Raw genomic sequence first — 6,051 nt, 5'->3', positions numbered from 1 at the left:
GCAGATGTGAATATTCCGGTGGGAGAAGTTTTCACTTCACCGCAACTGAAGGGAACAAACGGAGTTCTGCACTTGAAAGAAACATTTCTGAAAAAGCTGAAATTTACAGATCTAAAACTGACCTTCAAAGATGGCTATGTTTCCGATTATGATTGTCAGAATTATGATGATGATGAAAAAAACAAAAAATACATCCAGGAAAATCTTCTCTTCCCGCATAAGACTTTACCGATTGGAGAATTCGCCATCGGAACGAACACGCAAGCGTATGTAATGGCAAAAAAATTTGATATTCTCCCGATCCTTCCTGTTTTGATCGTTGAGAAAATGGGACCGCATTTCGCTATTGGTGACACCTGCTTCAGTTGGGAAGAAGATTTCAAAGTCTATAATCCTATCGATAATAAAGAAATTACGGCTCGTGAAAATGAAAAAAGTGCTCTGCGGAAAACCGATATACAGCAGGCATACACGAACTGTCACACAGATATCACACTTCCGTATGAAGATCTGGATTTCATTTCTGCGATTACGAAAGATGGGAAGAAAATCGATATTATCAGAGACGGCAGATTTGTCGTTCCCGGCACGGAAGAATTGAATGTACCGCTGGATGAATTTGAGAAGTAACTCGAAATTACGATTGCGGGAAACCTTGAAAATGGATTCTGACAGAGGAATTCTTACACTTGTCCTTTTCAATGGTTCGAAACATAAACTTTTTAAAAGTTAATAACATAGGTTAAAAAGAGATTAAATGAAAAGAGTCGAAACCGAATGTAGCACAGAATTGCATTCTGTGGATTATCACATTTTACAAAAATGTGTTACTTGCCAACTTAGTCAAGACCTACTGAATTCAGATTAACTCAAGTTTTTATTAGCGAAAATTCGCATTTATTCGCGGTTAAAGAAAAATTAAACTGAAAGGAGATAGAACTATGATTCTAAAAGACTTAAAACAGTATTCGAAATATTTCACCGAATACACTGAACTGCGTGTTCAGGAAAATCGAAATATTCGAATCACAATGGTCAATGGTGACATTATGAGTAACAGCAGAACCGCTGTCGGTGGGATTTCTGCGCGTGTTTACAAGGACGGATTCTGGGGTTTTGCATCCAATCCGGAACTTGATGAAGAGACGATCAAACAAGTGATCGAATCAGCAACTAAAAATGCAATCTTTCTCAGTTCAAAAGAAAAAAGAAAAAAAACCGAACTTCCCAACCGAATAGCAAATTCGGAAAATGATTTTACAACAACCAAACCGAAAAAATCGCAGAAAGAGATGATCGAATTTATGCAGAAGATCGATGAGTATATCAAGGAAAAATTTACAAAACTAACTTCCAGAACGGTGGTTGTCGCTTGTCTCGATATGGAAAAATCGCTGCTCACTTCCGATGGTTCAACTTCCTATTCGATGATTCCGCGCACGATCAGTTATGTGACGATGACAGTTGAGAAAGATGGTCAACCTTACGAACTTTATGAAGTTTATGGTGGATTCGGTCAGTTCGAGGACAACTTCGAAGATCCAAAAGAATTGTTTCCCAAACTGGATGAACAGTATGAACATCTAATTAAAAAATCGGAAGGAGTTTATGCGGAAACCGGAGTTCACGATTGTATTCTCGATGCTGATCTAGCCGGGATTCTGGCGCATGAAGCGATTGGTCATACAACTGAAGCGGACATCGTTAAGGGCGGTTCTGTAGCTGGAGATTTTCTCAATCAGAAAGTTGCATCAGAGATGGTTACTCTCGTGGATTTTGCCAATCATTATGATGGAAAATTATGCCCGGTTCCGCTTTTTATCGACGATGAAGGAACAAAAGGAGAAGATGCTGTTATCATTGAGAATGGTGTCCTTAAAAAATATATGAACAACAAAGAATATGCTGATCATTTCAATATGGAATTGACCGGAAATGCAAGAGCTTACGGTTTCTATGATGAACCGCTTGTGAGGATGAGAAATACTGCGATATTACCCGGGAAAAGCAAACTTGAAGATATGATTGCATCTATCGAAAATGGTTATTATTTGATGAAATCTTCCAATGGACAAGCAGATTCGACCAGTGAATTTATGTTTGGGATTGTGCAGGGTTACGAAATCAAGAATGGAAAACTTGGAAAAGCGATCAAGGATACGACCATCAACGGAGTTGCATTTGATGTGCTTAAAACAGTTACAATGGTTTCTGATGATATGGTTTGGGGTTGCGGTGGAATGTGCGGGAAAAAGCAGCTGATTCCGGTTGGAATGGGCGGACCTGCAGTCAAATGTAAAATTAATATCGGAGGTAAATAATGGAAAATATATTAAAATATGCACAAGAATCATTGCTCAAAGCAGGAGCAGAAAAAGTTCAATGTTCCCTCCAAGAAAACGAAAAGGATGAACTTAATGTTGCTGCCGGTGAAGTTAAATTGTTCAGAACAACATTCGATAATAATTTGACTTTGACGGGTATTCTCAAAAATAAAAAGGGATCGACTACGATCAACAGTCTGGATAAAAAATCTATCGATGTAGCTGTAAAACAAGTTATCGAACTTGCAGAATCTTCTCAACCGGATAAAGCAAACGATATTTCCGAGAAACAACCTGTGAAAGAATTTTCTTCCGGACCAGAAAATCCCGATCTTGATAAAATGTATTTCAGAATGACCGAATTTGTAGAATATACAAAAGAGACTTATCCCGATACGATACTGGAAGAAGTCATTTTTGATTTTACGAAAAGAAGCAGTTGCTTTATAAATTCCAATGGAGTTGATTTTACCAGTAAAAATAATCTTTACACTTTTGTAGCGATGTTCACTACTAAAAAAGGTAAGAAAACTTCTTCCTTCAATTATGCTGTTTCTCTCACAAAAGATTTGGATAAACCTTTCAAAGATCTGGCTTCATTCGACAGGCTGATGAAACAATCTTCAGAGCAGACCGAAACACATCCAATCCCGGAAAAGTTTGTCGGAAATGTGATCGTAACTCCGGATTGTATGGATGATATTATCGGCAGTATCACAGGATATCTGTATGACTATCCTCTCATTACGAAAACATCGGTTTACAAAGATAAATTGGATGAAGTGATCGCGGACAGTAGATTAACACTCCATTCCAAACCTTTATCGGAAGAACTTGTAAGCAATTATTTTGTAACTTCCGATGGTTATGAAACACAAAACAGCACAATTATTGATAAAGGAGTTTTGAAAACTTTCCTGCTTGGACTTTACGGCTCGAAGAAAACAGGGCTTCCCAAAGCAGTGAATCAAGGGGGATGCTACATTATCGAACCGGGAGATGTTTCCTATGATGAGATCATCAAGTCAACGGAAAAAGGAATTCTGCTCTGTCGTTTCAGCGGTGGAAATCCGAGCGATAATGGTGATTTCAGCGGAGTTGCCAAGAACAGTTATTATATTGAAAATGGAGAAATAAAATATCCGATCAGCGAAACAATGGTTTCCGGAAATTTAGTAGAGATGCTTAAAAACATCACGCAAATCTCATCCGAAAGAGTAAATTCCGGATATCACCTTTATCCCTGGATCAAATTTGATGGATTGACAGTTTCCGGTAAAGGAGAGGATGCAGGATTGAAAACTTCGCTTTCTGTAAGTCCGGTATAACAAAACTTGCGAATGGTTGAAAACCTTCGCAATGGTTGAAAAGATCAGACAGGGTAAAACCTTGAAAACGGATTCTACCAGAGAAATTCTCTCACTTATCCTTTTCAATGGTTGGAATTCATCAGTAGCAAAGAACCGTTGAAAAAGTAAAGCAGGAAGAGAATACTTATAAACTTTTTCAGGGTTAATAGTAACTCAAACAATCCTGTTTGAGGAAGGTAGAACCGAACTTGTTCGGTTTACGATAATAGGAAAAAATTGTCTCGGAGCAAGTTCCGAACTACACGACACAATCAGGATTGATTGAGATACAATATGAAGAAAATAGCCGTGTTATTTCAACAAGGAAATGACTTCGTTGTTTAGCAGTAACACAGTTATTAATAACAAGTTATTATACTCCAAAACTACAATGAAAAAAGCAATAAAAATAACAGTAGAGAACAGCGATTATCAACATTTTGAAGTGCTTAAACGAAACAGGTATAAGCGGTATAAATTCAGAAAATTCTTTATCGAAGGCGTGAACTCAATCGACCTGGCTTTGCAGAATAGTTGGCAGATCGAGAGTTTTCTTTTTTCGGATTTCAATTCTTTATCGAGTTGGGCAAAGAATATCCTTCGTAATTCAAAAGCAGAATTTCATTATGAATTAACTTCCGACTTGATGCGAAAAATAAGCGATAAAGAAGATGCTTCGGAATTGATTGCAATCGGCAGAATTCCCGAGAAAAGTTTAGATGAGATCAAGATAAAACAGGATTTACTGATCGTTATTTTTGATAGACCTTCTAATCCCGGAAATTTAGGAACGGTTATCAGATCTTGCAATTCATTTAAAGTCGATGCGTTGATAATCACAGGTCACAGGGTCGATCTCTATGATCCGATCACTATCAGAGCAAGTGTTGGTTCTTTTTTTAGACTTCCGATATTTGTTAAGGAATCTCATAAAGATCTTCAATTATTATTTGATAGATTAAACGATGAAAACCTGGATTTTCAAATCATTGGTACAAGTGCGAAGACAGAAGAATATATAAATAAGGTAAAGTATCCAAAAGCTACAATTCTGATCATTGGAAATGAAAAATCCGGGATCAGTAATAATTATCGTCAGATGTGTCATCAAGTAGTAAAAATTCCGATTTATGGTGTTGCTTCTTCGCTCAATGTCGGATGTGCTGCATCGATTGTTTTGTATGAGATAAACTGTCAAAGAATGTAGCTCAAACATTTCTGTTTGCGAATGTAGTACAGAATTGTATTCTGTGAGAATAGAGATTAAGAATTAATATTCACATTTTTCAAAAATGTGCTATTATCAGTAACTCGCTCCAAAAGAGGATAAAAGTGAGGTAAAAAATGCGACAAATAATTCTAATATTTCTATCATTTTCAAGAAGAACTGGTGATCCCGAAGTTGGAAAATCCACCGATCATCGATGGGAAAATCTCTGAAAACGAATGGCAGAATGCTGTTAAATGGGACAATTTCTTACAAATTTCACCTGGAGACAATTCCCAGCCTTCTGAGAAAACAGAGGTCTATCTGGCTTATGATTTCCAGAATATATACTGTCTGGCTAAATGTTATTACGAAAATCCCCAAAGGATTCGAAATTTTCATTGTAGTCGGGATAAAATCTATACAACAGATCGTGTTTTCTTTTTCTTTGATACATTCTTATCCAATGACAAAGCATATTATATCGGTTGTAATGCGAATGGAGAACAGGCTGACGGAATTGTTTTGAGTGATATTGATCCTTCTATCGATCTCTATTATCTTTCCCATGGCTCGATCACTGATTTCGGATATATTTTGGAAATGGCACTTCCCCTGGAAAGTATTAAATACAAAAGCGGTAAAAATGTGAGTTGGGGAGGATTCATTAAAAGACATATTCCGGATGGACCTGAAGAAATAACGAGCTTTCCAGTAAGAAGAGGTGGTGGAAATTTCTTTGATAATTACGGTATTTTCAAATTCGAGGAACTTCCAACAAACCAGAATTTGAAGATTATTCCTTCCGCAATCGGCACATATTCCGAAGGAAAAATTAGTTTTGCAGATTCTCTTGGAAATTATCAGGATATTTTAAATTTCGAAAAAGATTTTGAAACGGAACTGAATATATTTTACGAACCTAATTCCAACCTGACAATGACTGTTACTTTCAATCCGGATTTTAACATTATCGAAGCCGATGGATTGAATGTCGAAGTGAATTTACGATATCCAATCTACTATCCGGAAAAGCGACCTTTTTTTATCGAAGAAACTAATCCTTTTCAAACCGATATCAACATCTTTCACACTCGCCAAATAGTTGTTCCGAAATATGGTGCTAAGTTTTCCGGATCTTTTGGAAAAACTTCTGTTTTTGCTCTCGGTG

General features: G+C 36.9%; 5 protein-coding genes. All 5 read left to right on the top strand.

Going from position 1 to position 6,051, the window contains the following annotated elements; all coding sequences use genetic code 11:
* A partial coding sequence (locus ENL20_01850) for a leucyl aminopeptidase (protein ID HHE37301.1) occupies positions 1-630 on the top strand: 630 nt, incomplete at its 5' end.
* Positions 631-941: 311 nt separating this feature from the next.
* Positions 942-2,321 (top strand): TldD/PmbA family protein, encoded by a 1,380-nt coding sequence (locus ENL20_01845; GenBank protein HHE37300.1) that lies wholly within the window; start codon positions 942-944, stop codon positions 2,319-2,321.
* Positions 2,321-3,652, top strand: coding sequence for a TldD/PmbA family protein (locus ENL20_01840; GenBank protein ID HHE37299.1), 1,332 nt, complete (start codon positions 2,321-2,323; stop codon positions 3,650-3,652). Before ENL20_01845 ends, ENL20_01840 begins: the two co-directional genes overlap by 1 nt.
* A gap of 349 nt (positions 3,653-4,001) precedes the next feature.
* Complete coding sequence (locus tag ENL20_01835) at positions 4,002-4,880, top strand: RNA methyltransferase (GenBank protein HHE37298.1); 879 nt, start codon at positions 4,002-4,004, stop codon at positions 4,878-4,880.
* Positions 4,881-5,063: 183 nt separating this feature from the next.
* A partial coding sequence (locus ENL20_01830) for a hypothetical protein (GenBank protein ID HHE37297.1) occupies positions 5,064-6,051 on the top strand: 988 nt, incomplete at its 3' end.

Source organism: Candidatus Cloacimonadota bacterium (assembly GCA_011372345.1).
Lineage (GTDB): Bacteria > Cloacimonadota > Cloacimonadia > Cloacimonadales > TCS61 > DRTC01.
The sequence above is the reverse complement of the archived record's forward strand: the minus strand, read 5'-3'. Positions and strand labels throughout refer to the sequence as shown.